Origin of the sequence: Albidovulum litorale (assembly GCF_025751495.1) — a bacterium.
GTDB classification, from domain to species: domain Bacteria; phylum Pseudomonadota; class Alphaproteobacteria; order Rhodobacterales; family Rhodobacteraceae; genus Albidovulum; species Albidovulum litorale.
In genome coordinates this window covers 860,557-887,033 of sequence record NZ_JAOWKZ010000003.1, presented here as the reverse complement: position 1 = coordinate 887,033, position 26,477 = coordinate 860,557, and the positions used below count along the sequence as shown (strand labels likewise).

Below are 26,477 nucleotides of genomic sequence, written 5' to 3'. Positions count from 1 at the left end.
ACGCGATGAACGATGCCCGCGCCTACATGATCGGCAAACGTCTGATCGAGGCGGGCAAATCGCCCGATCCGGCGGTGCTCCAGTCCCGTACCGCCTGGGCGACGAACTCAGGGCCGTTGTCCGACCGGATGTAGGTGGGTGGGACGCGGAGGATGAACAGGTCGGTGAGCGCATCGATTACGCTGGTGGCGTTATGCCTGCGTTCGACCTTGATCGCCAGGCATTTTCGGCTGAGTTCGTCGAGGATGTCCAGCGTCCGGAATGCCTTGCCACCGTCGGTCCGGCAATGCGCGAAGTCGTATCGCCGGACGTGGTTCAGGGCCACTTAGGTGGGGCTGATCAATCTGAGATCTGAGAAGGAGTAGCCGAAGAGCGGTCACTCGGGCTCGCCCGTAGAGGTGCGGCTGCCCGTCGTCGGTGCCGCGGACGGGTCAACGGAGAAGCGGCGGGGCTACTTGAGCTTGATAGCGAAATGCTTGCGTACCGGTTCCTCGATAGTCCAGGTGCCCTTGAACGTCGGTTCGACCACGAAGGCGTCGCCCGGCATTAGCGTGACAGGGGTGCCAGCGTCAGGCGTTATGGTGATGCGGCCCTCGATCAGGTGAACGAACTCGTAGAACTGGTAGCTCGCGTGCCAGGTGCCGGTGGTCGCCTCCCAAGTGCCGGAAATCATGCTGCCATCTTGCGAGGTGTGCTGCACCCAATAGCGCATTGTCGGATTGCCCTCGGTCTTGACCCAACCCTCCAGGTCGGTGGTGATGGGCTCCGGGCCCGTTTCGGGGAAGCGGAAAACCGAATCGCTCATATCTGTCCTCATGTGGCATCTCGTTGGATATCGTCCTTGGTAGGTGGCGCCCATGTGTCGCGCAAGCCGGATGATCTGCGCGGGCGCGCGATCACCGAAGTTGCTGGCAAGCGGGCACGAAATCAGTCAAAGACTTAAGCGCGCGAAAGGACGCGGCAGGGACGGATAGTGAGTATGGATATTCGTAAGGCCAGAGCATCGGATGCCCCGCATTTGGTGCGCTTCATCAACATGGCGGCGGACAACCTGCCGCTGCATTTCTGGCAAAAAACGGTCGGTCCCGGGGGTGATCCGTGGGCGCTTGGTGAGGAACGCGCGGCCCGTGAAACGGGGAACTTCTCCTATCGCAACGCTTGGCTGGCAGAGATCGACGGCGTGATCGCCGCATGCCTGCTTGGCTATGCCGCCGACGCGGAACCTGGCCCGATCGCCCCGGAAACACCACCGATCTTCGTGCCGCTGCTGGAACTGGAAGCACTGGCGCCAGGGGCGTGGTATCTGAACGTTTTGGCCACTTATGAGGCCTTTCGCGGCAAGGGGGTGGGCAGCGCGTTGCTGGCGCATGCCGAAACAATCGCGGTCGCTGGCGGTCACGATACCATCAGTCTGATCGCCGAAGACACGCATTATGAAGCGCTTCGCCTCTATGCGGCGAAGGGTTACCGGCAGATCGCCCGCCGTCCGGTCATCAAGGGTGACTGGGATGTTGACGCAAGCGATTGGATCTTGTTCACAAAGACCGTCGGAGCCACGTCGTTCGACGACGTTAGGCCGCATTAGGATTGAGCCGCGTACTTTAAAGGTAACTCGGGTGGTGCAGCTGGGGCCTGAGCATCGCGATCACATCTGGAGCTACGATTTTGTGCATTGCCGGACTGAACACGGGAAGGCGTTCCGGAGGGACATCGACATCCGACGTGCTGAGAGGAAAGCAATGGTAAGTACAGACCGCGCACGCGACGATCTCACGGGAAAGCAGAACTCGTTTGATCCAAAATGTCGGATGACGGGCTCATACCGACGCCTGACCGGGCGTCCCGCCGCAAACTCTCTCAATCCACCTAGGAGACAAATATCTGTACGCGGTCCTCGATTGCGGCAGCGGCAGCGTCGTGAATTTTTTTGATTTTGTAGTTTGGGCCCGCGCCGCAACAGACTCACAACGTCATCGACTGTAAGCTCGCTGGCTATCCGCGCCAATGTGCAACTTGTGCGTCGGGTGTCACCACCAAGCCTACGTGTAAATCCGCTCTGTCATGGGCGTCGCGTCGATACGCTCCAGCAGCCCCGTCAAAACTGCCCGCTCCGCCCGGTTCGCTCGGGTCCGGGGGTTCCAGACTACGTGAACGTCGATTGCCGGCGGCGACTCGTAAGGCGGCAATCGCCAGAGCCGTCCCATGTCGACATCCTCCCGCACGACGTGGAGGGGCAAGGGGCCGATGCCCAGCCCGGCGACGATCATACGACGGACTTCCTCAAGGTTGGCCGAAGTGCCGACGATGCGGTCATCGAGCCGCGCCTCGCTGCGCATCATCGTGACGGCGCGCAGCGCGTCGTTCATCTGGTCGGTCACGAAGCTCACCGATGACTGACCCGCCAGATCGGCCGTCGCGAGACCGGCGCGGCCATAAAGTGGATGCGTCGGGCCGCAGAAAAGGCCGAAATACTCGCGGAACAGCCGCCGGTATTCGAGCCCCGGCTTGTGTTCGTTCACCAGACATACCGCGAAGGAGGCACGGCGCGAGGTGACCGCCTCCAACGCCTCGCGGCTGGCCATGGCGTCGATGGAAAGCGTGGCGGCGGGATGGGCGGTATGAAATTCGGTCAGCGCGGCATCGAAGAGCGGGCAGACAACGTGGCTGGCCATCGCGATCGAAACATGTCCGCGAACCTCGTCATCGACATCGCGCATGACCGTGCCAAGCCGGATGATGGCGCCATGGATGTCTGTGGCCTCTGCATGCAGAAGCCGGCCCGCCGCCGTCAGTTCGAACCCGCCGGGACCGCGGTTGATCAGACGCTTGCCCAACCGGTCCTCCAAGCGCTTCAGCGCGCTTGAGACGGTCGGCTGCTTCAGTCCCAACCGCTCTGCGGCATCGGTGACGGACCGAGATTGGGCCAGAACGAGGAAGGTGCGCAGGAGATTCCAGTCCAGGTCGCGCGCAAGGCGCTCGGCAGGGGTGAGTCGAGTCATGGCCATAGACTACATCAATATTGAGAATTTCAATTATCTATTTGATTTATGACGCCCTGCAGCCTCACCCTGCAGAGGGAGCAGCATCGGGAAAGCTGGTTGCGATGACCATCGAGTCACGAGAGAGACGGCAGCCATGGATACTTCTGTCCCCGGCACTGACGGCAGTGACGTTGCTGCTGATCGTGCCGCTTCTCTTCATCGTGGTCTATTCCTTCTGGCTGCGAAGTGCCGCAGGCGCGGATACGCCCGGCTTCCATCTGGACAACTGGCAGAATGTTCTGACCGACAGATTCTACCGCGACATCCTGCTGAACACGCTCAAAATTGCCGGGATAACCACGGTGTTCTGTGCGCTGTTGGGCTATCCGGCCGCCTATTTCATCGCCCGGTCGCGCGGCAATAAGCTCATCCTGCTTGTCCTGCTGATGCTGCCGTTCTGGATCAGCTACATCATCCGGACGATGAGCTGGATCAACATCCTCGGCATCTCGGGGGCGCTGAATTCGGCGCTGCTGGCACTCGGCATCATCTCGGAACCGGTCCAGATGCTTTACAACGAGGCGACGGTGATCCTCGGCCTCGTGCACTTCCTGCTGCCGTTCATGGTGCTGAATGTCTATGTGAGCCTGGAGGGCATCGACATCAACCTTGAGGATGCCGCGAATTCACTCGGCGCGACGCGCTGGCAGAGCTTCCTTCAGGTGACGCTGCCCTTGTCGCTGCCAGGTCTGGCGGCTGGCGGGCTTCTCTGCTTTGTGCTCGGCGCGGGCACCTATATCACGCCGGTAATCCTTGGCGGCCCGCGCGACGCGATGTTCGCCAACCTCGTCTTCGAGGCGATCATCCGTCAGCTTAACTGGCCGCTCGGCTCGGCGCTGTCGCTCGCGCTTCTCGCGGTCCTCGGTGCGCTTGTCCTCATCTACAACCGCTATCTCGGCATGGCGCAGCTTGCGAAGGGGTTGGGCTGATGGCTGGCAACAGGAACTGGGGATGGTCCCTCATCCGCGCCTACACGGTGCTTGTCTACCTCTTCATGTTTCTGCCGGTCGCAGTCGTGGTGCTGCTGTCGTTCAATGCCAGCCAGTTCGGCAGCTTCCCGATGACGGGCTTTTCCTTGCGCTGGTTCCAGGCTCTTTGGGAAAATGATGCCGTGGTACGGGCCTTCCGCACCTCGATCGTTCTCGGCCTCATGACAGCGATCGTCTCGACGACGCTCGGCGTCCTCGCCGCGCTCGCGCTCGTGCGCTACAAGGTGCCGGGGCGGGACATGATCACGACGCTGCTGATCGCGCCGATCCTCGTGCCCGAGGTCGTGCTGGCCGTGGCGCTACTGCTGTTCCTGAATTTTCTCAACATCAACAAGAGTTTCTTCCTACTTCTGATGGGGCATGTGATCTTCACGCTGCCCTTCGTGATCCTCGTCGTCCAGGCACGGCTCGTCTCGATCCGCCGCGATGTCGAGGAGGCTGCGATGAGCCTTGGCGCGACCCCGCGCCAGACCTTCTTCGCGGTGACGCTGCCGCTGCTCATGCCTGCCGTGGCAGCCGGCGCGCTCTTCGCTTTCACCATCAGTTTCGACGACATCACCGGCACGCTTTTCTGGAAACCCGGCGGCGTTGAAACGGTGCCGACGCAAATCTTCTCGATGCTGCGCAACTCCATCTCGCCCGAGATCAATGCGCTCGGCACGGTCATGATCGTGATGACCGTCGGGCTGCCGTTGGTCGGGGCCGGCATCGCCCGATACCTCGGAAACAGAAGGGGCGGATGAACCGCCCGGATACGCAACACAGCAAGGAGGCTGACAATGGACAATACGACACGCTACGAAAGACTGCGCGAGCGCTACCGGAACGGGGACATTTCCCGCCGCAAGTTCTTTGGTCTGATCGGCGCGGCTGGTGCCGCCTATGGGCTTCAGACGCCATTCGCAAAATACGCGATGGCTCAGGATGTAACGCAGGTACGGTTTGACGGTTGGGGCGGCGTCGTCTCCGAGGCGTTCCGCAAATACGCGTTCGATCCCTATACTGAAAAAACCGGCGTCACCGTGGTCGACGGCACCTTCCCCGGCGGCGATGAATACCTCGCGCAGGTCCGCGCCTCGCAGCCCGGCGAATACAATATCGCCCATCTTTCCGGCGTCTTCGATTATGCCCGCTATCATTCGTTCGATCTTACGAGCGCGTTGAACCTCGACAACATCCCTAACATGGCGAACGTCATGCCCGCGCTGATCAATGCTTTCAGTTCGGTCACACCCGACAGTCTCAGCGCCGCGCCTTACGACTACGGCTCGACAGGGCTTGCGTATAACCGCAAGTACATTTCGGACGAGGAGATGAAGGAGAAAGGTGCGAAGATCCTGATCGACGCAGCCCACAAGGGCAAGATCGGTGGCTGGAGCGATTGGCGCACCCGTGTCTGGTACGGCGCGCTTCAGACCGATCAGGACCCGAACGGCATTACAGATATCGAAGCCGTCTGGGACGCCGTCCGGCAGCACCGCGATCTTGCACTGAAATACTGGGCCTCGGGCGCGGAATTGATGAGCCTTCTGGCCGAGGAGGAAATCCACGTCACCGAAGCCTGGTCCGGCCGCGTCTTTGCGTTGCAAGAGCAGGGCCACGACATCGGCTATTACGACCCGCCGAAAGGTTTCGGCTGGCAGGAATGCCTCTTCGTTATCAAGGGCAGCCCGATGGAGGCCTGCGAGGAGTTGCTTAACTTCATGCTCGACGTCGAAACCTCGATCGCAGTGGCGGAGGGGCAGAACTATCCGCCCGCACTCGACCCGACCAAGGTGGATCTGGGCAAGAAGATCCCCACGCTGCCGGCCTTCGACCCGACCGGCACGCTCGAAGGGCTGACCTTCGCTGATCCGGGTTACTGGAACGGCAACGAGGCCGAGTGGTCCGAGACCTTCGCCCGCGTCCAGCGCGGCTATTGACGCGAAACCCTGCCCCGGCCCGTCAACAGGCGGGCCGGGCAACCTGACCGATAGGATCTGGCCCCGTGAGTGCTGTTACCCTGACCGACATCGTCAAGCGCTTCGGCACCTTCACTGCCGTTCACCGCATGTCGCTTGAAATCCCGCAAGGCAGCTTCGTGACCCTGCTCGGCCCGTCGGGCTGCGGAAAGACGACGACACTCAGGATGATCGCGGGGCTGCTTGATCCGACCGAGGGCGATATATCCATTGGCGGGCGGAGGGTGAACGACCTGCCGATTCACCGCCGTAATCTGGGTCTGGTGTTCCAGAACTACGCGCTCTTTCCGCACAAGACGGTGGCCGACAACGTGGCCTTCGGGCTTCGATACCGCGACGTCCCCAAATCCGAGATCGAGGGTAGGGTCGCGAAGGCGCTGGAGCTTGTCCAATTGCCCAATCTTGGCGCACGCTACCCCAAGGAGCTGTCCGGGGGGCAGCAGCAGCGGGTGGCTCTGGCCCGCGCCATTGTGATCGAGCCGGATGTTCTGTTGCTCGACGAACCGCTTTCCGCGCTCGACGCCAATCTGCGCGAGGATATGCGGGTCGAACTCAAGAACATCCAGCAGCGCATTGGCGTGACAACTGTCTTTGTCACCCACGACCAGACCGAAGCGCTGGCGATGTCCGACCGCATAATCGTGATGTCTGAAGGCCGGGTTGAGCAGATGGGTGCGCCGGAAGAGGTCTACAACACGCCCGCCTCCGAATTCGTTGCCAATTTCCTTGGCGCGTCGAATGTTCTCGCAGCCGAATCCACGGGCGTGAACGGCGACGAAGTCGGCCTGACACTGCCTGACTTTCCGACGCTCGCCATCCCCCGCGACCGCGCGCCGCGCATCGCCGGGGCGGGGCCAGCGAAGCTCGTGATCCGCGCCGAGAAGTTGCAGGTCCGGCCACCGGGCCCAGTGTCGAATGGGGCCTACAGCATCGACGCCAAGGTCGAGGCAGTGGATTATCAGGGTCAGTCGGCGCGCTACTTTCTGCGCGCGGGCCAACACCAGTTACAGGCGATCAACATGATCGATGAACGCCCTCTTCCCGCCGGGGCCGATGTCTCGGTAAGCTTCCGGGCCAAGGATTGCGCCGCCCTGCCGCCGGAGACCCGCGAATGACCACGAAAAGCCATCTTTTCTACCAGACTGACAGCCGAAGGCCGGTTCTTGCCGAGGCGCGCGGCATCTACATGTGGGATGTCGACGGCAAGCGCTATATCGACGGCTCGTCCGGGGCGATGGTGTCTAATATCGGCCATTCCAACCCGCGCGTGCTCGACGCGATGCGGCGGCAGATGGAGAAATCCACCTTCGGCTACCGCCTGCATTTCGAGACCGAGCCTGGCGAGAAACTGGCCGCGAAAGTCGCGGGGCTGACGCCGGAGGGTATGGAAAAGGTGTTCTTCGTTTCGGGTGGTTCCGAGGCAGTGGAAAGTGCGATCAAGCTCGCGCGGCAATACGCGGTGACGGTGGGGCAGAATTCGCGATGGAAGGTGATCTCGCGCACACCGTCCTATCACGGCTCGACGCTCGGCGCGCTGGCGCTGACGGGGTACAACCCTCTGACCCGCCCGTTCGAGCCGATGATGCAACCGATGCCCAAGATCCCGGCGCCACGCGCCTATCTTGACGGGCTGGACATCGACGATCCGGCGACGGGCAATCACTATGCCGAGATGCTGGAACGGAAGATCATCGAGGAAGGTCCCGATACGGTCCTCGCCTTCATCCATGAACCGGTAGGCGGCGCCTCGACAGGCGCGCTGGTGCCACCCGCCGGATACATGCAGGCGGTGCGCGAGATCTGCGATCGTCATGGCGTGCTTTTGATCCATGACGAGGTCATGTCGGGTGGCGGCCGCACCGGACGGTTCCTTGGCGCGGATCACTGGGGCGTGGCCCCGGACATCATCGCGATTTCCAAGGGCTTCGGCGCGGGCTATGCGCCATTGGGCGCGATGATCGCGCATGACCGGCTGGTTGAGCCGGTTCTGCAATCGGGCGGGTTCATGCATGGCCACACCTATGCCGGCAATCCGCTCGCCTGTGCCGCCGGACTCGCGGTTCTGGAAGAGATCGAAGCGGGCGGCATGATGGAGAATGCCACGCGTTCGGGCGACCTGCTCAAATCCCGTCTGAACGACCTGATGCAGCGTTACGCCTTCATCGGCGACGTGCGCGGCAGGGGCCTGCTGCTCGCCTTCGAACTCGTATCTGATCGCCAGTCCATGCGCCCGCTGCCAAAAGAACTGAATGCGCATAGCGAACTCGTGGAACTGGCCTACGAACAGGGACTGATCATTTATTCCCGCCGCACCCGCGATGGGGTCGAGGGCGACCATTTCCTCGTTTGCCCGCCGATGATCACAACCGCGGCACAGATCGACGAACTCATGGAAATGCTGACTGCCGCGCTCGACCGTTTTGCCGAACGTGTCGAACCTGCGCTGCGGCGAAGCGCCTGACCCCATGTCGAAGATCATCATAACCTGCGCGGTCACCGGTTCCATCCACACACCCTCAATGTCGCCCCATCTGCCCGTAACCGCCGAGCAGATTGCCGAGCAGGCAATCGGCGCGGCGAAGGCCGGCGCGGCGATCCTTCATCTGCATGCCCGCGATCCGGCGAATGGGCGACCATCCTCATCGCTGGATCACTACATGGGCTTCCTGCCTGCCATCGGCGCCGGGTGCGACGCCGTGGTCAACCTAACGACCGGGGGCAGCGCGGTTATGAGTCTGGAGGAGCGGCTGGCAGCCCCCTTGAAGCTGCGCCCGGAAATGTGCTCGCTCAACATGGGGACGATGAACTTCGCGCTCTACCCGATGCTGGGCAAGCGCACCGTGTGGCTGCATGACTGGGAAGAGCCGTTCCTGCGCAATTCCGACGACCTCGTCTTCAAGAATACCCCCCGCGATATCGAGGGCGTCCTGCGGCAGATGGGACAGGAGCGCGGTGCGCGGTTCGAGTTTGAATGCTACGATGTTGGCCATCTCTACATGCTGCGTCACTTCGCCGACCGCGGGCTGGTCGATGGACCGATCTTCATCCAGTTCGTGATGGGTGTCCTTGGCGGCATCGCGGCGGAACCCGAACATCTCGACCATCTCAAGGCAACTGCCGACCGTCTCTTCGGCGACGACTATGCTTTCTCGGTTCTGGCGGCGGGGCGCCAGCAGATGGCGATGGCCGAGAAATCTGCCGCGATGGGCGGGCATGTGCGCGTCGGGCTGGAGGACAACCTTTACATCTCAAAGGGTGTCCTGGCCCGCTCGAATGCCGAACAGGTAGAGACGGTCCGTGCGCTCGTCGAGGGGTTTGGGCGAACTGTCGCAACGCCGGACGAAGCGCGCGATCTGCTTGGTCTCAAGGGCGTCGGCGCGGTGGGGTTCTGAATGGCGGTGGGGATCACGATCCGGCTGGCGGAGGCGGCGGATGCCGTGCGTCTGAGCGCTGCACTCAGGGCTTTGTCGGACGATCTCGGCGACCGCCACGGAGCCACGGATGCCGATATCGCGGCGGCGGGGTTTGGCCCGGATCCGGCCTTCCGCGCGGTCATCGCAATGCGGGGCGACGTCGTCGTCGGAGCTGCGGTCTTCTCGCCGATCTACTCGACGACGCGGGCCTCGGCCGGGGTCTTCGTCTCCGACCTCTGGGTCGCGCCCTCGGTGCGCGGGGCGCGGCTCGGCCCGCGGCTTCTGGCGGCGGTGCGGGACGACGCGGCGGCGCGCGCCGGTTGCGGGTTCATCCGGCTCGCCGTCTATGCCGACAATCCGCGCGCCGTGGCATTCTATGAACGGATGGGATTTGAGGCGAGATCGGGCGAGGTCGGGATGATCATTGCCGACGCGGCACTGGGCGATATTGGAGGCACGGCATGAAGGCGGTTCTGGACGACAGGCAGCGGGTCCATGACCCCAAGATGTTCATGGCCAACGGCACCCGCCTGCCCAATCCCGAGCAGCCGGAGCGGATCGAGGTCCTGCGGGCGGGCGCGGAGGCCGCAGGCTGCAAATTCGAGGCGCCGACCGATCACGGGATCGGCCCGATAGCGGCGCTCCATTCGCCGGAATACCTCGTGTTCCTTGAGACGATCCATGAGCGCTGGAGCCGGATCGAGGGCGCCTCGGACGAGGTGATCCCGAACATCCATCCTGACCGCCGCACCGCCTCCTATCCGCGTTCGGCGGTGGGTCAGGCCGGCTTCCATCAGGCCGATACGTCCTGCCCGATCTCGGCCGGGACCTGGGAGGCCGCCTACTGGTCGGCCCAGACCGCGCTATCGGGCGCGGACGCGGTGATGGCGGGCGACCGCGCGGTTTATGCGCTCTCGCGCCCGCCCGGTCACCACGCCTTCGGCGATCTCGCCGGGGGCTTCTGCTTTCTCAACAATTCCGCCATCGCGGCGGAGGCCTTCCTCAAGGCCGGTCTCCGCCCCGCGATCCTCGATGTCGATGTCCATCACGGCAACGGGACGCAAGGCATCTTCTATCATCGCCGAGACGTTCTGACGGTCTCCATCCATGCCGATCCGATCCGGTTCTACCCGTTCTTCTGGGGGCACGCAGATGAACGCGGCATCGGTGAGGGATTGGGCTACAACCTCAACATTCCGCTGCCGAGAGGAACCGATAACGCGGGCTATCTCGATGCGCTCGGCATAGCGCTCCGGCGAATCCAGATGTTCGGCGCCGATGTCATCGTCCTCGCTCTCGGCCTTGACGCGCACGAGAACGATCCTTTTCAGGGCTTCAAGGTTACGACCGACGGATTCGCGCGCATAGCTGAAGCTATCCTGAACCTCGGAACTCCAACCCTGATCGTGCAGGAAGGTGGTTATCTTCAGCGCGACCTTGGTGCGAACTTGACGAGTTTTCTGAGCGGCTGTCAGCGCGCGTGACGCCACACGTCGACTTCTGCATGACGACTCGCGTCCAACAGATGCACAACCCTGGCCACTCGTGCGGTTATCAAGATGAATAAGAGGAATGCCTTCAAGTGACCTACGGTTCGGCTGAATCGGATGACACTTTAGGTTCAGGACCCATTAATCGGGTTGCGGCCGTCCGGCCTGCGTAATTCATGCTCCCGAACTGACGGGGGTGATGATGAGCGACCTATTCTTGCTGACCGATCAGCGGATGGAGCGTCAGAAGCCCTTGTTTCTAGAGAGTCATGGCAAGCCGCGTGTCGAGGACCGACATGTTCTGAGCGGGATAATCTGTATCAATCGCAATGGATTGCGGTGGTGTGACGCGCCCCGGGGAAATGGCCCGCCGAAGATGCTCTACAACCGCTGGAAACGGTGGGGCGACATGGGGGTTTTCGCCAGGATGATGGAGGGGCTGGCTTCCGAGGGCACCGAGCAGAGGGCCATCACGATCGGCGCGACCTATTTTAAGGCGCGTCGCACGGCTTCCAGCCAGCAGGCGAAAAAGGAGGATCCGACGATCAGCGCGGGCGTCTGATCAGTCGGACGAAGGGCGGGCTGAACGCCAAGCTGCACGCTGCCACCGATGCGAAGGGGCGTCCGCTGAAGTTCTTCATGACCGCAGGCGAGGTAAACGATTACACCGGAGCCGCCGCCCTGCTGGGCAGCTTGCCTGCTGCCGAATGGTTGATCGCGGACCGGGGCTATGACGCTGACTGGTTCCGGAAAGCGCTGACCGACAAGGGGATAAGCCCCTGCATTCCCGGCCGGAAGTCTCGCGGCAAAGCCGTCGGTTACGACAAACGCCGCTACAAACGGCGCAACCGGATAAAGAGCATGTTCGGGCGGCTGAAAGACTGGCGCAGGGTCGCAACCCACGACGACAGATGCGCAAAGACCTTCCTCTCCGCTGTCGCCCTTGCTGCCACCGTCATGTTCTGGCTTTGACGATCAATGAGTCTGGAGCCTAAGTGGTGTTGGTGCGCAGCAGACCAAACATATGATGTCGAAGCGTTGCGGCGCCAAAGTGTCATCCGACGAAATCTGCTGACCGCTTGCAGTAAATGGTGCAAAGCTCTTTCCATGAATGGAATTGGCCTCGATCAGCTGAACGCTTTTCTTCATGTCGCGCGGCTTGGTGGTGTCGGCAAGGCCGCCGATGCGCTTCGATTGACGCAGCCTGCCGTGACCGCGCGGATCAGGAATCTCGAACAGACCATTGGATCGGCGCTCTTCAGCCGCGGGACCGGAGGCATGCGGTTAACCGAGCGGGGCGAGCTCCTGCTGAAATATGCCGAGAAATTCGAAAGCCTACACGACCTGATGACCCGCGATATCGTGGCGCCGGACGCGTTGGAGGGCCGTCTGCGTATCGGTGTGTCCGAGACTATTGCCCAGTGCTGGCTGCCGGAACTGATCGCGCGGCTGCACGAACGGCATCCGCGGCTCGAGATCGAGTTCAACGTGGACATTTCGACCAACCTGAGAGCGGCGCTCCTGGACCGCGCGCTCGATCTGGCGGTCCTGCTCGGGCCGATCTCGGAATACACCGTTGAGAATGTAGAACTGCCCGGTTTTGACCTGGCCTGGTACGTCTCGGCGACAGCGCCGCATTGCGATGTTCCCGTCGATTACCTCAAGCGTCCGGTGCTGACATATGCTCGACAGACCCGGCCCTACCGGGAATTGCGCGAACTTCTTCTGGAACGCGTCGGGCCGGATGTGGCGATGTTTCCCTCGTCGTCGCTATCGACCTGCTTCCGACTGGTGGAGGCCGATCTCGGCGTGGCCGCCTTGCCGCGCGCGCTGGGCAGCGATTACGTAGCCCGCGGCACGATCAAGGAATTCGACCCGGGCTGGGTTCCAAGTCCGTTGAACTTTACCGCCACCTATTTGGCAGAACCGCGCCGGACCCTGTGTGAAACGGCTGCGCGGCTGGCGCGTGACGTCGCCTTCGAGTTCGCAGATCATAAACAATATTTATGATGATAGTATCAAATTATGAATTTGAATTTATGATTTTATGATGGCAGCCTTCCGGAAGGAGGGCCAATCATGGTGCAGTTGTATCGCGAGCTTCGCGGCAAGGATGTCGGCGCGGTCAGGGCCGCGATCCGCGCCAACCGGTATGGATCGCATACAGCCGGGCTTGGGGCGGGGTATCTTCAGACCAACCTCGCGATCCTGCCCGAGGCTTTCGCGCTCGACTTCATGCGCTTTTGCCAGCGCAATCCGAAACCGTGTCCGCTGGTCGGTGTCTCGGATACCGGCAATCCAGCCCTGTTCACGCTTGGCCGGGACATAGACATCCGGACGGATGTGCCCAGCTACAACGTCTATCGCGACGGCCGGCTTGCCGAACGCCGGTCGGACATTCGTGACATCTGGTCGAACGACATGGTCGCCTTTGCGCTTGGCTGCTCATTCACCTTCGAGCGGGCGCTGCAGGAGGCCGGCATTCCGGTCTGGCATATCGATAATGATACGACTGTGCCGATGTTCCGTTCGAACATCGACACGGTTCCGGCTGGCCCCTTCGGCGGCAAAATGGTGGTGTCCATGCGCAGCATCGATGCGGGCGCGGTCGATACCGTCGTCGCCGTATCGCGGCGTTTCCCGCTGGCCCATGGCGGCCCGGTTCACATAGGCGATCCCGCTGCGATCGGCATTTCTGAAATCGGTCGGCCGGATTGGGGCGATCCGGCCCCGGTTGCAGAGGGGCAGGTGCCGGTCTTCTGGGCCTGTGGTGTCACGCCCCAGGTCGCGATCGAGGCTGCAGGCGTGCCGCTCTGCATCACGCATACCCCCGGCCACATGCTGATCACCGACGTACCCGAGGATGTCGAAATCCCCATTCTCACTGCTTCAAACCGATAGACAATGAACCCGACGAGGAGGAAGACAATGAAACACACCCTGACAATGCTTGCGGCATCCACAATTCTTGCGGCGCCTGCGCTGGCCGAGGACCTGTCCGTCGTCGGCAGCTGGTCGAGCCTGCCGCTGCACAATGACTTCGAGGCACCCTTCTGGAGTGAAACATTGCCCGCGGCCTCGGGTGGCGAGATCAACGTGGCGCTGACAACGCATAATCAGATGAATCTCGGCGTCGGAGACGTGTACCGCCTGCTCGGCGATGGTGTTTATGACGTCGCCATGACCGTCGCGGACTACGCGGTGGCCGACGCGCCTGAACTGGAAGGGCTCGACGTGCCGCTCGTGGCCCTGACCGCCGACGAGGCACGCGCGATGGTCGATGCCGCACGGCCGATGGTCGAGGACATCTACAACGCCCGCTTCAACAGCCATGTTCTGGCAATTGCGCCCTATCCGCCGCAGGTCGTTTTCTGCAACGCCGAGATCAACGGGCTTGACGATCTTGCCGGCAAGAAGGTGCGGGGATCTGGGCGGATGACGACGCTGTTCCTCGAGGCGCTTGGCGCTGAGGGTGTGAACGTCGCCTTTTCCGAGGTTCCCGGCGCGCTTCAGAAGGGTGTCGTGGACTGCGCTATCACCGGTGCCGGATCGGGTTATTCCGCGGGCTGGTGGGAGGTCTCGACCCATCTTCTGCCGATTCCGCTCGGCGGCTGGGACAGTGTCGTGACCGCAATCAACAGCGACAAGTGGTCGAGCCTTGACGCAGAAACCCAGGCGCTGATCACCGACAAGATTGCGACCGATTTCGAGGCGCCCGCCTGGGCCGCCGCGCAGGGCGCGCTCGACAATGATGTCGCCTGCCTGACCGGCAATGGCGCTTGCGCCTCGGGCGATGCGCGGTCGATGACGCTTGTCGAGGTGTCGGATGCCGATTTCGCCAAGGCCCGTGAGGTTCTGGTCACCAAGGTGCTGCCCGACTGGGCTGAACGTGCCGGCGGCGACTGGGCAGAACGGTGGAACGCGTCGGTCGGCCAGGTCGTCGGCGTCTCGATCGGCGGCTGATTTCCGACAGGGGGAGGAACGAAGATGCAGACGGTGTTGTCCGGACTACGGCGGATAAACCGCGGGGTCGCGATCCTTGTCGGGGTCCTGCTTCTGGCCTGCGTGGCCTTCGTACTGGCCGACATCGTACTGCGTCAGCTCGGCTCCTCTCTTGGCGGGACTGATGAGATCAGCGGCTACGTGATGGCCATCGCCACCTCATGGGGCATGGCCTTCACGTTGATCGAGCTTGGTCATGTCCGCATCGACCTGTTGCGCAGCCGCGTCGCAAGCCGCGGCCGCGCGATGTTCGACCTTCTGTCATTGCTTACCCTGTCGGTTACGGTGACGTTGATCGCGGTGCAGGGCTGGCCGGTCCTGGCGCGGTCGCTGGCCAACAGCTCACGCGCGAATACCCCGCTTGAGACGCCATTGGCACTGGTTCAGACGCCGTGGCTGCTGGGCTGGGCATGGTTCGCGGTGGTCTCGTGGCTGACCTTCATCGCGGCAATGACGATGGTCATGCGGCGCGACTTCGCAGCATCAGAGGCGACGATCGGGACCTTCGGCGAACTGGACGCGCTGAAATGATTTATTATCTCACCATCGGCCTTCTGGGGCTCCTGTGTCTGTCGATCCCGGTCGGCATCGTGCTCTTCCTCCTCGGCTTCGGCATCGACCTCTTCTTCAGCCCCTTTCCGCTGACCAAGGGGCTCGGCAATCTGGTCTGGTCGACCTCGGAGAACTCCACGCTGATCGCAATCCCGTTCTTCGTGATGCTGGGCGAAATCCTCGTGCGATCCGGCATCGCGACGCGAACCTACGAAGCGCTTGACCGCTGGGTCAGCTGGCTGCCGGGCGGGCTCGTACACGCCAATATCGCAACCGCGACCATGTTCTCGGCCACGTCTGGATCGTCGGTCGCGACCGCGGCCACAGTCGCCACGGTGGCGATGCCGCAGGCCGAAAAACTCGGCTACGACCCGAAGCTTTTCTCCGGCGCCATCGCGGCGGGCGGAACGCTGGGCATTATGATCCCGCCGTCGATCAACCTCATCGTCTACGGTTTCCTGACCCAGACTTCGATCCCGCGCCTCTTCCTTGCCGGGCTGGTGCCCGGCATCGCGCTGGCGCTGGCCTTCATCCTGATCACTGTCCTGATCTGCATGCTTCGCCCGTCTCTCGGGGGCCAGCGTCGCGTCTTTGCACTCTCGCAGATGATGCGGGCGCTTCTGGACCTGATTCCGATCATCCTTCTCTTCAGCATCATCATCGGCACGATCTACAAGGGCTGGGCCACACCAACCGAGGCCGCCGCCGTGGGCGTCGCAGGCGCCTTCGGCATCGCCGCACTTTTCGGCGGTATCAGCATGGCCATGCTGGTCGAGGCGATCCTCGGGACGGTCAAGATCACCTCAATGATCATGCTCGTGATCATGGGGGCGTCGTTTCTGAATTTCACGCTCGCCTCGGCCGGAATCGGGCGCGAGTTGCAGGAGTTTCTCGGCGGGCTCGGCCTGTCGCCGCTCGCCTTTATGATGGTGATCGTGCTGATCTACATCGTGCTCGGGTTCTTTATTGAAACGCTGTCGCTGATGGTTGTCACCATACCCATCGTCGTGCCGCTGGTGGTCGAACAGGGCTATGATCCGATCTGGTTCGGCATCCTGATGATCGTGCTGATCGAGATGGCGCTGATCACGCCGCCTGTTGGGCTGAACCTGTATGTCGTTCAGGGTGCACGCGGAAAAGGAAAGATGAGCGAGGTCATGTTGGGAACATTGCCATTCATTGCCGTCATGCTGGCGATGGTTGCCGCGCTGATCGCCTTCCCCGGGATCGCCCTCTTCCTGCCTGACGCGATGCAATGACCAGCCCGGACCGTCCTGACGCGCGCGGGCCATCCTGGCCGCGAGTGAGCCCGCTTGGCAGCGATGGTGTACTTGTCAGCTTTGGAGACCGGCTGGGCGAGCCGGCAAACCGCGCCGCGCTGGCCTTCCGCGCAGCCATGGACCGCGCCGGCATAGCCGGTGTGGCGGAAACCGCGACCAGCCTCGCCTCGACCTACCTGCGCCTAGATCCGGCGCTCGAGGATCGTGCCCGGGTGCTCGCGGAGATCGAGACGCTTCTCGCCGACCGCGACTGGTTTGACGCGCCGTTGCCGGAAAACCGGCGCCTCTGGCGCATCCCCTGCCTCTTCGGCACCGACCGCGCGCCGCAACTGGCCGAGGCCGCAGCGGAGGCGGGTCTTGCGCCCGACAAGGCGATACTGTCCATCGCAACTACGCGTCTTCGGGTGCAGACGATCGGCTTCGCGCCGGGCCAGCCCTATCTCGGTGAACTGTCCCCTGAATGGGACATACCGCGCCAGACGCAACTGACCGAGCGTGTCCCGGTCGGCGCTTTGTGTGTCGCGATCCGGCAGCTTGTGCTGTTTTCGGTCTCCACCCCGACCGGCTGGCGTCATATCGGCGAGACCGCGTTCCGCGCCTTCCGGCCTGACGCGCAGGACCCGTTCCCGCTCCGCCCCGGCGACGAGGTGCTCTTTGAACCCGTGACGGCCAATGACTATTCCGCCATTGAGGCCTCCGGTCCGGACGGTGGCGCGCGGTCGGAGTCCTTGCCATGAGGGCGCTCATGGTTCGCAGTATCGGCCCGGGTGTGACGGTGCAGGATCTGGGGCGCGCGGGCCTGCTTGGATCCGGCCTGTCGCGCGGCGGCGCGATGGACCGGCTGGCGTTGTACGAGGGCGCGGCCCTTCTGCGCCAGTCGCCAGGCTTGGCAGCGGTCGAAATGGCCGGTTTCGGCGGCGTTTTCGAAGCGTCTGCCGACATGCGGATCGCACTTACCGGGGCGCCGATGCGTGCTGAGATCGACGGCAAGGCTGTTGCATGGTCGGCAAGCCACCTTTTGCCCAAGGGCGCACAGCTGTCGATCGGGCCGGCCGTTCTTGGCTTCTACGGCTACCTGCATGTGGGCGGCGGCTTTGATACGCCCGTTCGTCTCGGCTCCCGGTCGGCCCATCTCGCCGGTGGCATCGGCTCGGCTGTCGCGGCGGGTGACACCTTGCCGGTCGCCGATGATCCCGATCCCGGGGTTATCGGGTTCGGGATCGACGCCGAACCGCGCTTTGAGGGGGGCACCGTGCGTGTCCTCTGCGGACCACAGACACCGCTCTTTGCCGATAACGAGCTGGCGCGCTTTGCGGCAGAGACCTTCCGCCGCGACACACGCGGCAACCGGATGGGGGTGCGGTTTCTACCCTCGGGCGCACCGTTTAAAAGCGAGGTCGGGCTTTCCGTACTGTCCGAGGTCGTCGTCCCGGGCGATATCCAGATCACCGGTGACGGCACGCCTTTTATCCTAATGGCCGAGTGCCAGACGACGGGCGGATATCCCCGCATCGGCACTGTCCTGCATGCCGACCTGCCTCGGGTCGCACAGGCACGACCCGGCGACACGCTGCGTTACGAGTTTGTCGACATCGACAAGGGTATGGCCATCGAAGCGGCAGCCCGGAAGGACTGGCAAAGGCCGTCGGCGCGCATTCGACGTCTGGTGCGGTTGCCGGAAGAGATCCCCGATCTTCTATCCTACCAGTTGATCGGCGGGGTCACCGCTGGCGACGATCTTGAAAGGCACGACCAATGATACAAAGCGTCGACCTTTACGCAGATATGGGGGAGGGGTCCGGTCCCCGGCGCATGGGCAACGACACCGCGCTAGCCGCCGCGCCTGGCACCCCTATTTTGGTGCTGGCGGGCTTGCCCCAGGAAGCAGCCGCCGAGGAAGCCGGGGCAGTGAACATCCATGAAATCTTCGTCGACCGGGCCTACAATGACGAAGCAACGCTTGTCGATCGTAGCTAGCCTGGTGCGGTTATCCATGATCACAAAGAAGCGGCCCGCCGGGTGGTCGAGATGATGCGGCAAGGTGCCATCATCGCAGAAAGCGGCAAACGCATACCCACACGTATAAACACCATTGTGCCCATGGTGATACGCCTTCAGCCGTTACTTTGGCTACGGCGGTTCGCGTAGCGTTGCTCATACATGCGATCGAGCCGAGACGGTTTGGGTGGGCCTTACCAACGGCAGATTAACGTATTTTCAAGCTCGCATAATTGGCTGACGCTACATTTGGGCCGAACGTCCGGAGTGTAAAGGCTGCAATGAAGCGCAGCGCGACCTTTCGAATGGCAGCAACTCCGGCTATCCAGAAGTAAGAAGTCAGAACGTCTCCACCCACGGTCGTACACTGACCTCGTTGGACCAGGCGCTGCGGTCCTGTTCGATCAGGTGGCGATAGGTGCGGGCGATGGCGTCCGGCCGCAGCATCGATCCCGGCCGGTCGTCGGCCTCGCTCCGTCCCGGGTTCAGGATCATTCCGTCGATGTTGATCCATGCGACGTGAATGCCCTTCGGGTGCAACTCGCGGGCCATGCTTTCGGCCAAACCGCGCTGGGCGAACTTCCCCATCGCGAAGGGTGCCGATTGCGGATAGCCCTTCACGCCCGCGGAAGCCCCGGTGAACAATATGGTGCCGCGGTAGCCCGCTACGGGCTCAGCCTCGAGCATGCGCCGCGCGGCGTGTTTGCCGGTCAGGAACGCGCCGACCGCGGTGACCTCGATCGCGCGTCGCACATCTTCGACCGCAAGCTCGGCAATCGGGCCGCGCGCGCGCATCGAGGGATTGTAGATGACGACCCGTGGCGGCTGGGGCAGGGCGTCGAACAGGGCCTTCACCGCCGCCTAGTTGGTCGCGTCGAGTAGTACGGTTTCGGCGCCGGTCTCATCGGCTACGACCTTCATCTTTTCGCGGCTGCGGGCCGCGAGGGTCAGCGCGTGATCGCGGGACAGGTCCCGGGCAAGGGACGCGGACAGCCCGTCTCCGGCTCCGATGATGACAGCGCGTGGTTTGTCCATTGTCTCCTCCCGCGGATCCCCTCGAGGCCTACTTGACCCCGCAGATTACATCGCTTACCTCATAGCGCGCCGAGCGGGCGTTGTGTAATGGTAAGACCCCTGCCTTCCAAGCAGGAGACGCGGGTTCGATTCCCGCCGCCCGCTCCATTCCAATGCTAAGAGATCTGCGTCGCTTCAGAACGGCGTTCTATAATCCGGCTTCCGATTGCGACGTCCGATCCCCTTGGGAATACCGAATTTTTCTGCCTGATTGTCCTCGACTATCATCGTGCCGCCGCAATTGAGGATCCGAAGCTGCGGGAACTTGCCGTGAGGCCCGTCCGGGTGCCGGATCCGGTTGCCGGTGACCTCGATATTCCGTGCTCCGTGAATGCGGATTCCGTTCGGGCTCGACACCGCGACTGAATTGTCGCGGATCACGATGTTCTCGTATGGACCGTCATGCAAAGAGATGCCCTGTAGTTTGACCCGCAGGGGATTATCGGGCCTTATGCTCCATTCCATGACGATATTGTCCTTGATGACGAGCCCGCTCAGGAGCCCTCTGTTCCTGAAGGCCTGAAAGCCATCGGGATGATTGCCGTCGATCCTGACGCCATCGGTGACGCGGTTGCCAATGGCCACGCAATTGTTGCCGGTGATCCGAAGCCCGTCACCGGAAAAACCGAACACTGTGTTCTGGAAAATCTCGGAACGGTCACCGGCGACGAAGAAACCGAAAAACACGCCGATTGCCACGTTGTTGCGGATCACACAGCGCGGTCCGGCCAGAAAGACCGCGCTGATCTTAGCTTCATTCCAGTCGTCGATCGTCCAGTTCGTGTGGTTGTCGCTGTCAGCCCTGCCGCGAAAGACCGAACCCGTCACCTCGATGTTGGCGGATTGCCTGTCGGCCTCGATCAGGTGTTTGCGGCGGCGGCTGTGTTTCACCGGTGAAAGCGGCCAGCAGGACAGGCCAGCTAAAGTAAGGTTTTCGCATCCCTCGATCCAGATGCGCTCGAAATGCGCGGCGCCCGGCGAAGCGGCAGCGACCGTAACACCGCTCTCCTTGCGAAGTCCCGACAGGGTCACATCGCCAAATTGACCCTGTACAAGGATCGTTTCGCCGCCGCTTGCCCGTTTTAGCCGTTTGATCAGATCAGCGGCGGTCGTCACGATCTCGGATGCCATTCAATTACTCCCGGTCACCAGCGAAGGCTGTATGCTTTCAATCTAGCCGGATGATACCGCGGGGCCAATGGCTGAGCATCTTATGTGTCTGTGGCGCGGAGGAACGGGCTGCCGCGCCACAGGTTACCCACGGGAAATGGCGGTGGCGTGACTACCCTTTTGGCGCCAATCCGTTGAATTCGGCAAGGGCCGAGGAGACGATGTCATACCATTCGCCTGACCGCCGCATCTCAGTAATGCCTTTGTTCAAAATGGCGGTAACCAGCGGGCTTTGTGGGTTTGGCTTGTGCGAGGTGAAGTGCAGAGACATGATGTGGCTGAGTTCGGGGTTCTGAACGAGCTTCGTCCCGGCCTCCAGTTCCCGGATTGCGCCGACGGCGGATTCAGTCTCCATCCCAGTGATATCGGCCTCGCCGTTCAGCACGGCCTCCATGTAATCTTTAGGCAAGGGAGGCCGGATGAGCGTGATCAGTGGCTCGGTCAGACCTGCCTCTTCCAGGTCCCAGGTCGGCCACGCATCCATGCGGCAGATGCGGGCACCGGCAAGGTCCTCCAACCGACTCACTTTGGCCTATGCACTGTCGGGCAGCGTGTAGTAGCCGTAGACCATCTCGTAAATCGGCACAGTCGGGTTGAATTCGCGGCAACGGGTCTTTGCGAAGTCTGACATCGAGTCGACGATCTGACAGATCGGGAAATCCCAGGCGATGGAGACAGCAAAGGACCCCGACGGCAGCAGCGTGTCGAGATGAGCGTTCCAGTCGTCGATGAAGTCGATGGTATAGGCGCGGTCATTGCCGCCCCGGTTCAGCGCCGACGTGGTAAGCCTCACGAGCATGCCGTTGCCCTTTATCCCCTCGTCGGTGAAGGGCGCCCAGTCATTCGCCGTCACAAGCCGGATCGGCGGGTGGTATTCGCTGTTGTTGGCCTTATCGATGGCGATGGCCTCCTGCTCGGCGATCACAGCGCCGAATTCCACATCCGTGCTGATGCGTCCGTCCCTACAGGGCAGTTTCAGGAGCGTTCCCGGCTCCACCGAATTCGGATTGGCGCCGAGGGCGTCGCGGATGGCGTTGAAGATGTTCTGATAGTCGAAGCTGCCATAGGCAGTTTGGGCTATGGCACCCAGAGTGTCGCCGTCCTTGACGGTATAGGTCGTGCAGGCTTCTTGGGCGAGCGCTGCCGGGCCAATGAGCGCGGCGATACCCTGAGTGATGGCCAGAGCGCAAACGCGGCACCTTCGGGGGGCTTTGGTCGTCAATTTCTCTCCTTCAGGTCCGAATGACCGGAACACAACTCATGTCAAACACACCCGCCCCCGGGGTTGTCATGCGTATCTTCAAATAGTTGCAGGCAAAAAAGCCGGGCGGAGGCCGCCCGGCTTTGCTGGATTCAGGTCGTTAAGATCAGACGAATTTTTTGATCTCGCCCGACTTCAGACGGCTCAGATAGCTCTCGACCTCGCGCTTCACGATCGGCATCAGGACATAGAGCCCGATGATGTTCACGACCGCCATGGCGAAGATCGCGGCATCCGAGAAGTCGATGACCGGACCAAGGCTTGCCGCAGCGCCGACGATGACGAAGAAGCAGAACAGAAGCTTGAAGATCAGTTCCTGCGTCTTGCCTTCGCCGAAGAGGTAGGTCCAGGCCTTCAGCCCGTAGTAGGACCACGAGATCATCGTCGAGAAGGCGAAGAGCACGACCGCCACGACGAGGATATACGGGAACCAAGAGAAGGCGGACCCGAACGCTGCCGAGGTCAGGCTGACGCCGGAAGTGTTGCCGACGGTCGCGATGCGGCCGGCGGCCTCGTCCATCACGTAAAGCCCGGTTGCGGGATCGGTCACCAGTTGCTCGGTGAAGATGATCACCAATGCAGTCATGGTGCAGATCACGACGGTGTCGATAAACGGTTCAAGCAGCGACACGAAGCCTTCCGTGATCGGTTCCTTGGTCCGCACGGCCGAGTGCGCAATAGCGGCTGAGCCGACGCCCGCCTCGTTCGAGAAGGCCGCCCGCTTGAAGCCCTGGATCAGCGCACCAACCGCACCGCCTGCGATACCGAGACCGGTGAACGCACCGGCGAAGATCTGGCCAAAGGCCCAGCCGATATTGCCAATATTCATCAGGATGATGATCAGCGCGGTGCCGCAGTAGAGGATCGCCATGAAGGGCACGATCTTTTCGGTGACCTGCGCGATCGACTTGATGCCGCCGACGATTACGATAAAGACGACGATGGCGAAGATCACGCCGGTGATCCAGCCCGGATAGTCGCCCAGCACGCCGGAGAGCTGCTGATGCGCCTGGTTGGCCTGGAACATGTTGCCGCCGCCGAAGGCACCGAGGATACAGAAGATCGCAAAGAGCGCGGCGAGGAACTTGCCCCCCGGAACGCCGCGTTCGGCAAATCCCTTGGTAATGTAATACATCGGACCGCCCGAGACAGTGCCGTCCGGGTATTCGTTGCGGTACTTCACACCAAGCGTACATTCGGTGAACTTGGATGCCATCCCCAGAAGACCCGCAAGGATCATCCAGAACGTCGCCCCTGGTCCACCGATGCCGATGGCGACCGCCACACCAGCGATGTTGCCGAGGCCGACTGTGCCCGAAAGCGCGGTTGCCAGGGCCTGGAAGTGGCTGACTTCGCCCGCGTCATTCGGGTCGGAATAGTCGCCCTTCACAAGCTGGATCGAATGCTTGATCACCCGGAACTGGATGAAGCCGAAGTAAAGCGTGAAAACCGAGGCCGCGACGACAAGCCAGGCCACGATCCATGGGAAGGACGTCCCCGGGAAGGGGGAGAAGATGAAGTTGACGAACCAGCCTGTCGCGCTGGCAAAGGTCGCGTTGATAGTTTCATCGAGTGTCTGCGCCTGCGCCGCGCCCGCCAGTAGCGATGCCGCGGCAGCGCCGACAAGGGCGCGCGTTTCCATTCTCTTGTTCATATGATTGTCCCCGTTCTGTTACGGCACGATGGTGCAGGGCACCGGTGCGATCTGGGCGAGTGAACCCGCGACCGATCCGAAAAGCCGCTCCACGATGGTCGAATGACCGGTGCGACCGATGAAGATCTGGCTGGCGCCATGATCCTTCGCGATGTCGCAGAGCGTCTCGGCGACATGGCCGTATTTGATTTCGGTCGAGATGCTGACGCCCGATTTGGACAGTTCAGCGGTTAACGGGGCCATTACGGCCGTTTCCGCGCGTTTCAGTTCTTCCGCCCGCCGCTTGTGGCGTTCGGCAATTTCTTCCGGTGTCAGGAACGAATACGGTGACCATTCCAGCACATGGGCCACGACGACCGAAGCGCCGGCCAGTTTGGCCTGTGCCACGGCATGGTCGACGGCCCGCCTGCCGGCTGGACTGCCGTCATAGGCGGCAACGAATATGTTTGCCATCATCTTCTCCCTCGTTGTTTCCCGGTTGTGTCGGGTGGATTAGTGTCACCCGATAGTCATGGGATTGCCTCCCTAATTTTCAGGATGACGCAATTTTCTTCGTAAGATATGCCTAATATTTCTCATAATGCAGTAGAATATTGCGCAATATAGGAAAAGTCGCACGTTCCTTGCGTGACTGGGGTGGCCCTCTCCCTGCGACGCCCCGCCGCTTGCCCCGCGCCGCGCAGGCGCATAAACCCGTGGGGTCGGAGCGGAGGGGATATGGCACGGCGAACGGATAGTCAGGGAGAGGATCGCGTGTCATCGAAACGTGTCGGTGCGCTGAAGGGGCTGTTGCCATTTCTTCGGCCCTATGGCGGCCTTGTAGCCGGGGCGGGTGTTGCGCTGGTGCTGACTGCTTCGATCTCGCTTCTCCTGCCGGTCGCCGTGCGCCGCGTGATCGACGGGTTCGGCGAGGGTGCAGAACTGCTCGACAGCTATTTCGCGGGCGCCATGGTCATTGCCGGTCTGCTCGCGCTTGGAACCGGTGCAAGGTACTACCTCGTCACGCGGCTGGGCGAACGCGTGGTCGCGGATATCCGCAAGGCGGTCTTCGACCGGGTCATCGGGATGAGCCCGGCTTTCTACGAAAAGATCATGACGGGCGAGGTCGTCAGCCGCATCACGACGGACACGACGCTGATCCTATCAGTGATCGGCTCCTCGGTTTCGGTCGCGCTTCGTAATCTGTTGATCCTGCTTGGGGGCATCGTGCTGATGCTGTTCACATCGGCCAAGCTGACGGGGCTGGTTCTGCTGATCGTGCCGCTGGTGCTGGTGCCGATCATCACGCAAGGCCGCCGCCTGCGCCGACTTTCCCGCGAAAATCAGGACTGGATCGCGGCGTCCTCCGGTTCAGCATCGGAAGCCCTGGGTGCCGTCCAGACCGTGCAGGCCTTCACCCATGAGCGTGAAAGCCGGGCCGAATTCGCACGTGTGACCGAAGAGGCGTTCATATCGGCCAAGGCCCGTATCCGTACCCGTGCGGCGATGACGGTGGCGGTGATCTTCCTCGTTTTCGCCGGGGTCGTCGGCGTCCTCTGGATTGGCGCGCGCGATGTGCGGGCGGGCGCGATGAGCCCGGGCGAACTGGTGCAGTTCGTCATCTATGCGATCATGGCGGCGGGGTCAGTCGCCGCCCTGTCGGAAATCTGGGGCGAGTTGCAGCGCGCGGCGGGGGCGACCGAGCGGCTGGTGGAGCTTCTGAACGTCACCGACAGCGTGACCGAGCCCGCGGCGCCAGTGGCGCTGCCCCGCCCGTCACGGGGGGAGATTGTCTTCGACAGTGTGACCTTCCACTATCCGGCCCGGCCCGAGCAATCGGCGCTGGAGGAGATGAACCTTCATGTGAAGCCGGGTGAGACGGTGGCGCTCGTCGGTCCTTCCGGCGCAGGCAAGACCACGGTCATCCAGCTTCTTCTGCGCTTCTACGATCCTTACAAAGGCCGCATTACGCTCGATGGCGTCGCGCTGAGCGACATGGCGCGGTCCGAGTTCCGCAAGGCGCTCGCTCTTGTCCCGCAGGACCCGGTAATCTTTGCCGCCACCGCACGAGAGAACATCCGCTTTGGCCGCCCCGACGCGACGAATGAAGAAGTCGAAGCTGCCGCCCGCACCGCCGCCGCGCATGATTTCCTGACCGCTCTGCCAGAGGGTTATGACACCTATGTCGGCGAACGCGGCGTGATGCTGTCGGGCGGGCAGAAACAACGGATCGCCATCGCCCGCGCGATTCTGCGCGACGCGGCCGTGCTGCTTCTCGACGAGGCGACCTCGGCCCTTGATGCGGAGAGCGAACGGGCGGTGCAGAAGGCGGTCGAAGCGGTGTCGAAAGACCGCACGACGCTTATTGTCGCCCACCGGCTGGCAACGGTGAAGAAGGCCGACCGGATCGTCGTCTTCGACCAGGGCCGGATCGTCGCCACCGGCACCCACGATGCTTTGGTCGCCGAAGGTGGCCTTTATGCGCGGCTTGCGCGGCTTCAGTTCACCGAAGGCCTGGCGGCCGAGTGACGTAACGCGACATCTCGTTTCCCCCTGATAACAGTGTTAACCTGACGCGATGCAGTCCTGGCCGTGCCACTCATCAGGGCTGCG

General features: G+C 62.3%; 27 protein-coding genes, 1 tRNA gene and 2 pseudogenes. 20 read left to right on the top strand and 10 right to left on the bottom strand.

Annotated features, from left to right (window positions below; genetic code table 11):
* Positions 1-70 precede the first annotated feature (70 nt).
* A pseudogene (locus tag OEZ71_RS15250) lies at positions 71-316 on the bottom strand (DDE-type integrase/transposase/recombinase); the annotation flags it as partial.
* Between the two features lie 135 nt (positions 317-451).
* Positions 452-805, bottom strand: a complete 354-nt coding sequence (locus tag OEZ71_RS15245; RefSeq protein ID WP_263740848.1) for a cupin domain-containing protein — start codon at positions 803-805, stop codon at positions 452-454.
* Positions 806-1,021: 216 nt separating this feature from the next.
* Between OEZ71_RS15245 and OEZ71_RS15240 the strand changes: the two genes are divergently transcribed.
* A complete protein-coding gene (locus OEZ71_RS15240; RefSeq protein WP_263740883.1) occupies positions 1,022-1,585 on the top strand; it encodes a GNAT family N-acetyltransferase in 564 nt (187 codons plus the stop codon).
* Between the two features lie 454 nt (positions 1,586-2,039).
* Here the strand turns inward: OEZ71_RS15240 and OEZ71_RS15235 are convergent, their stop codons facing one another.
* Positions 2,040-2,999: a LysR family transcriptional regulator gene (locus OEZ71_RS15235; RefSeq protein ID WP_263740847.1), complete on the bottom strand. Its 960-nt coding sequence runs from the start codon at positions 2,997-2,999 to the stop codon at positions 2,040-2,042.
* Between the two features lie 104 nt (positions 3,000-3,103).
* On the opposite strand from OEZ71_RS15235, the gene OEZ71_RS15230 reads away from it, so the two are divergent.
* The 17 genes and pseudogenes from OEZ71_RS15230 (at position 3,104) to OEZ71_RS15150 (ending at position 18,876) form a co-directional block, all read left to right on the top strand.
* The gene (locus OEZ71_RS15230) at positions 3,104-3,970 is read left to right on the top strand and encodes an ABC transporter permease (protein ID WP_263740846.1); all 867 of its coding nucleotides are present in this window, start codon (positions 3,104-3,106) and stop codon (positions 3,968-3,970) included.
* Positions 3,970-4,773 (top strand): ABC transporter permease, encoded by an 804-nt coding sequence (locus tag OEZ71_RS15225; protein ID WP_263740845.1) that lies wholly within the window; start codon positions 3,970-3,972, stop codon positions 4,771-4,773. Before OEZ71_RS15230 ends, OEZ71_RS15225 begins: the two co-directional genes overlap by 1 nt.
* A gap of 36 nt (positions 4,774-4,809) precedes the next feature.
* Positions 4,810-5,952, top strand: coding sequence for an extracellular solute-binding protein (locus OEZ71_RS15220; protein ID WP_263740844.1), 1,143 nt, complete (start codon positions 4,810-4,812; stop codon positions 5,950-5,952).
* Between the two features lie 65 nt (positions 5,953-6,017).
* Complete coding sequence (locus OEZ71_RS15215; protein ID WP_263740843.1) at positions 6,018-7,106, top strand: ABC transporter ATP-binding protein; 1,089 nt, start codon at positions 6,018-6,020, stop codon at positions 7,104-7,106.
* Positions 7,103-8,452, top strand: a complete 1,350-nt coding sequence (locus OEZ71_RS15210; protein ID WP_263740842.1) for an aminotransferase family protein — start codon at positions 7,103-7,105, stop codon at positions 8,450-8,452. Before OEZ71_RS15215 ends, OEZ71_RS15210 begins: the two co-directional genes overlap by 4 nt.
* A 4-nt stretch (positions 8,453-8,456) precedes the next feature.
* Positions 8,457-9,383 carry a beta-keto acid cleavage family enzyme gene (locus OEZ71_RS15205; protein WP_263740841.1) on the top strand — a complete coding sequence of 309 codons (927 nt, stop codon included), beginning with the start codon at positions 8,457-8,459 and terminating at the stop codon, positions 9,381-9,383.
* Positions 9,384-9,869, top strand: a complete 486-nt coding sequence (locus OEZ71_RS15200; protein ID WP_263740840.1) for a GNAT family N-acetyltransferase — start codon at positions 9,384-9,386, stop codon at positions 9,867-9,869. It begins immediately after the preceding gene.
* Entirely contained in the window at positions 9,866-10,888 is a 1,023-nt protein-coding gene (locus OEZ71_RS15195) for a histone deacetylase family protein (RefSeq protein WP_263740839.1), read from the top strand. The genes OEZ71_RS15200 and OEZ71_RS15195 overlap by 4 nt, the downstream gene beginning before the upstream one ends.
* Before the next feature lie 208 nt (positions 10,889-11,096).
* Positions 11,097-11,866, top strand: a protein-coding gene (locus OEZ71_RS15190) for an IS5 family transposase (protein WP_263740838.1) whose coding sequence is annotated in 2 segments (ribosomal slippage) — positions 11,097-11,418 and positions 11,418-11,866 — 771 coding nt in all. Because the reading frame shifts where the segments join, the coding sequence is not laid out codon by codon here.
* 135 nt (positions 11,867-12,001) lie between these two features.
* Positions 12,002-12,904: a LysR family transcriptional regulator gene (locus OEZ71_RS15185; RefSeq protein ID WP_263740837.1), complete on the top strand. Its 903-nt coding sequence runs from the start codon at positions 12,002-12,004 to the stop codon at positions 12,902-12,904.
* Positions 12,905-12,973: 69 nt separating this feature from the next.
* Positions 12,974-13,795: a putative hydro-lyase gene (locus OEZ71_RS15180; protein ID WP_263740836.1), complete on the top strand. Its 822-nt coding sequence runs from the start codon at positions 12,974-12,976 to the stop codon at positions 13,793-13,795.
* 27 nt (positions 13,796-13,822) lie between these two features.
* Entirely contained in the window at positions 13,823-14,857 is a 1,035-nt protein-coding gene (locus OEZ71_RS15175; protein ID WP_263740835.1) for a TRAP transporter substrate-binding protein, read from the top strand.
* A 24-nt stretch (positions 14,858-14,881) separates the two neighbouring features.
* Positions 14,882-15,427, top strand: a complete 546-nt coding sequence (locus tag OEZ71_RS15170; RefSeq protein ID WP_263740834.1) for a TRAP transporter small permease subunit — start codon at positions 14,882-14,884, stop codon at positions 15,425-15,427.
* Positions 15,424-16,707 (top strand): TRAP transporter large permease, encoded by a 1,284-nt coding sequence (locus OEZ71_RS15165; RefSeq protein WP_263740833.1) that lies wholly within the window; start codon positions 15,424-15,426, stop codon positions 16,705-16,707. The genes OEZ71_RS15170 and OEZ71_RS15165 overlap by 4 nt, the downstream gene beginning before the upstream one ends.
* Before the next feature lie 44 nt (positions 16,708-16,751).
* Positions 16,752-17,465 carry a 5-oxoprolinase subunit B family protein gene (locus tag OEZ71_RS15160; RefSeq protein ID WP_318527846.1) on the top strand — a complete coding sequence of 238 codons (714 nt, stop codon included), beginning with the start codon at positions 16,752-16,754 and terminating at the stop codon, positions 17,463-17,465.
* Entirely contained in the window at positions 17,462-18,487 is a 1,026-nt protein-coding gene (locus tag OEZ71_RS15155; protein ID WP_263740831.1) for a 5-oxoprolinase subunit C family protein, read from the top strand. Before OEZ71_RS15160 ends, OEZ71_RS15155 begins: the two co-directional genes overlap by 4 nt.
* Positions 18,484-18,876 (top strand): annotated as a pseudogene (locus tag OEZ71_RS15150) (LamB/YcsF family protein). Before OEZ71_RS15155 ends, OEZ71_RS15150 begins: the two are co-directional and overlap by 4 nt.
* A 189-nt stretch (positions 18,877-19,065) precedes the next feature.
* Here the strand turns inward: OEZ71_RS15150 and OEZ71_RS15145 are convergent.
* Positions 19,066-19,581 (bottom strand): SDR family NAD(P)-dependent oxidoreductase, encoded by a 516-nt coding sequence (locus OEZ71_RS15145; protein ID WP_263740830.1) that lies wholly within the window; start codon positions 19,579-19,581, stop codon positions 19,066-19,068.
* Positions 19,582-19,587: 6 nt separating this feature from the next.
* A complete protein-coding gene (locus tag OEZ71_RS15140; protein WP_263740829.1) occupies positions 19,588-19,761 on the bottom strand; it encodes a hypothetical protein in 174 nt (57 codons plus the stop codon).
* A 73-nt stretch (positions 19,762-19,834) separates the two neighbouring features.
* On the opposite strand from OEZ71_RS15140, the gene OEZ71_RS15135 reads away from it, so the two are divergent.
* Positions 19,835-19,908, top strand: a tRNA-Gly gene (locus OEZ71_RS15135).
* A 27-nt stretch (positions 19,909-19,935) separates the two neighbouring features.
* On the opposite strand, the gene OEZ71_RS15130 is transcribed toward OEZ71_RS15135, so the two are convergent.
* The 5 genes from OEZ71_RS15130 to OEZ71_RS15110 all read right to left on the bottom strand — a co-directional run bounded on the left by OEZ71_RS15130 (position 19,936) and on the right by OEZ71_RS15110 (position 24,338).
* Complete coding sequence (locus tag OEZ71_RS15130; RefSeq protein WP_263740828.1) at positions 19,936-20,931, bottom strand: right-handed parallel beta-helix repeat-containing protein; 996 nt, start codon at positions 20,929-20,931, stop codon at positions 19,936-19,938.
* A gap of 151 nt (positions 20,932-21,082) precedes the next feature.
* Entirely contained in the window at positions 21,083-21,496 is a 414-nt protein-coding gene (locus OEZ71_RS15125; RefSeq protein WP_263740827.1) for a transporter substrate-binding domain-containing protein, read from the bottom strand.
* A 6-nt stretch (positions 21,497-21,502) separates the two neighbouring features.
* Complete coding sequence (locus OEZ71_RS15120; protein ID WP_263740826.1) at positions 21,503-22,192, bottom strand: LysM peptidoglycan-binding domain-containing protein; 690 nt, start codon at positions 22,190-22,192, stop codon at positions 21,503-21,505.
* Positions 22,193-22,337: 145 nt separating this feature from the next.
* Positions 22,338-23,873, bottom strand: a complete 1,536-nt coding sequence (locus OEZ71_RS15115) for an alanine/glycine:cation symporter family protein (protein ID WP_263740825.1) — start codon at positions 23,871-23,873, stop codon at positions 22,338-22,340.
* 30 nt (positions 23,874-23,903) lie between these two features.
* On the bottom strand, positions 23,904-24,338 hold the full coding sequence (locus OEZ71_RS15110) for a universal stress protein (protein ID WP_263740824.1): 435 nt from the start codon (positions 24,336-24,338) through the stop codon (positions 23,904-23,906).
* Positions 24,339-24,602: 264 nt separating this feature from the next.
* Here OEZ71_RS15110 and OEZ71_RS15105 point away from each other — a divergent pair, with 264 nt between their 5' ends.
* Entirely contained in the window at positions 24,603-26,393 is a 1,791-nt protein-coding gene (locus OEZ71_RS15105) for an ABC transporter transmembrane domain-containing protein (RefSeq protein WP_263740823.1), read from the top strand.
* Positions 26,394-26,477: the final 84 nt, after the last annotated feature.